Annotated in this window: 2 protein-coding genes and 1 pseudogene; 1 reads left to right on the top strand and 2 read right to left on the bottom strand. The window is 32.7% G+C overall.

What is annotated here, in order from left to right:
* Both AC13DP_RS00170 and AC13DP_RS00175 read right to left on the bottom strand, forming a co-directional pair.
* Positions 1-521 (bottom strand): Crp/Fnr family transcriptional regulator (locus AC13DP_RS00170; protein WP_483067082.1); only part of this gene is annotated, 521 nt, incomplete at its 3' end.
* Positions 522-546: 25 nt separating this feature from the next.
* Positions 547-1,827 carry an adenylosuccinate synthase gene (locus tag AC13DP_RS00175; RefSeq protein ID WP_483067083.1) on the bottom strand — a complete coding sequence of 427 codons (1,281 nt, stop codon included), beginning with the start codon at positions 1,825-1,827 and terminating at the stop codon, positions 547-549.
* 101 nt (positions 1,828-1,928) lie between these two features.
* On the opposite strand from AC13DP_RS00175, the pseudogene AC13DP_RS00180 reads away from it, so the two are divergent.
* A pseudogene (locus AC13DP_RS00180) lies at positions 1,929-2,044 on the top strand (DUF4138 domain-containing protein); the annotation flags it as partial.

The raw sequence follows: 2,044 nt of genomic DNA on the forward strand, positions 1-2,044 counted from the left end.
AAATAGGAAGATAACATATGTAATGGGACTCGATTAGCTAAGCCGGGATAATGGTTAAGAAAAAGTAAATATCTGTCCTTTGCTTCCAGGTTCATCATAATGTTAGCAGTCTTGAGTTTACTTTCAGTCACAAATGCATAAAGTTTATTAATTAATAAGGGCCAGATAGAAATCTGCTCCTTCAAAATTTCAAAATCTCTGTAATCTATATACCAGATACTCGCATCGGTTATAGCTTCTATATAATCATTGGAAGGAGCACTAATTTGAAAATTCTGAAAATCACCGATAAAACGCCCTTCATAAATAAAATAACGAGTAAAATCATCCCCCACTTTATTATAATAAAGGGAACGAAATAGGCCCTTCTCTACAAATGCAATTTTCGTACAGGGTTTTCCACTTTCAATAAAATATTGACCGCTGGTTATTTCAAGTTTTTTGAATAATCGCTGAATAAAGGTTTCTTCTTCAATCGTTAGATTTGCGAATTTCTTGATATATAAAATTAGTTCGTCCATTTAATACAGCTATAGTCTGAATATTCTACTGTTGGTCATAACAAATAACTACTTGTTCCCGTTTAGGTCCCGTCGAAATGTATTTAACAGGAATTCCCAATTGACTCTCTAAAAAATCAATGAAATGTTTTAATTCTAAAGGAAACGAAGTCTCATCTAAAATATCTGAAAAATTTTTATTCCATCCATTAAAATCTTTGAATACAGGCTTACTATTTACACGCTGTAAATCTAAGGATGCAATATCTCTAATTTCACCATCTATTTCATAGCCTGTGCATACTTGAATCATATCCATTCCGTTAAGAATATCCATTTTGGTTATCGCTATATTAGTAATTCCATTTATCATAATTGCATATTTTAATGCAGGTATATCTAACCATCCTATCCTTCTTGGACGATTAGTATTAGAACCATATTCATTCCCCTTTTCCCTCAACTCATCAGCTATTTCACCATTAATTTCTGTCGGAAAAACACCTTTACCTACACGGGTGCAGTAAGCTTTAGTTACACCAAAAATCTTATTAATATTTCGTGGGGAGACCCCTAGACCAGTACAGGCTCCAGCCGCTATGGTACTACTAGAAGTCACGTATGGATAAGTACCATAATCAATGTCAAGCATTGTTGCTTGTGCCCCTTCTGCTAAAACTTTTTTTCCTTCCTTTATCGCTTTATTAATTATAAACTCAGTGTTTTGTATGTTTAGTTTTTTTAAGAAATCAAGAGCCTTAAAATATTCTTCCAACATCCCTTTAAATTCAGGTATTTCTCTTCCGAAGCTAGATAATTCATTATGTTGCCTGAATAAAGTTTTCTCTATATCGTTTTTAAAATCAGGAGAAAAGATATCTGCCACGCGAGGATTACTCCTCAACATTTTATTAGAATATGTATGCGCAATTCCCATTTTAGTAGTGTCAATAGTGGGATAGTGCGAAGATTCTTCATAATATTGATCAAAGTATTTATAAGTGGGAAGAACCAAATGGGCTTTTTCTGAGATTATTATCTTTTCTTCTGGTTTCAATTTAGAATCTATCGACTTTAATTTTAGAATTTCCTCATTCAAAATAATAGGATCTAAAGCAACTCCGGTTCCAAGAATATTTGTAGTTTCTGGAAAAAATATTCCGGAAGGTATTAGGTTTAAAGTGACTTTTTTCTCTTTATAATAAATTGTATGTCCAGCATTTGCTCCACCATTAAACCTTGCTACAATATCATAGTTCTGGCAGATTAAATCAATAATTTTGCCTTTTCCTTCATCTCCCCATTGAAGACCTATTAATATATCCATTTGATAAGAATTTGATTAAAGCCCAAAAGTAACTTTTCAATTCCAGGAGAAAATTGTCATTTGGCAAATAATAAACATTCCAAGACCAAACGCAAGAGAGGCATCAAGCTTCAGAAACCTATCTGGTAATAGAACTTTACCAATACTTCGGGAATTACGTTCGAAATAGATTTTCTGAAAGTATACCGGATTAGTGGCAACAAAAAAAGAAAATCTT

Source organism: Zunongwangia sp. L-65 (genome assembly GCF_056859415.1).

What these genes read in the sequence shown, in the direction of transcription:
- AC13DP_RS00175 (WP_483067083.1), bottom strand. Translation starts at nt 1,827, where the DNA reads ATGGATATATTAATAGGTCTTCAATGGGGAGATGAAGGAAAAGGCAAA.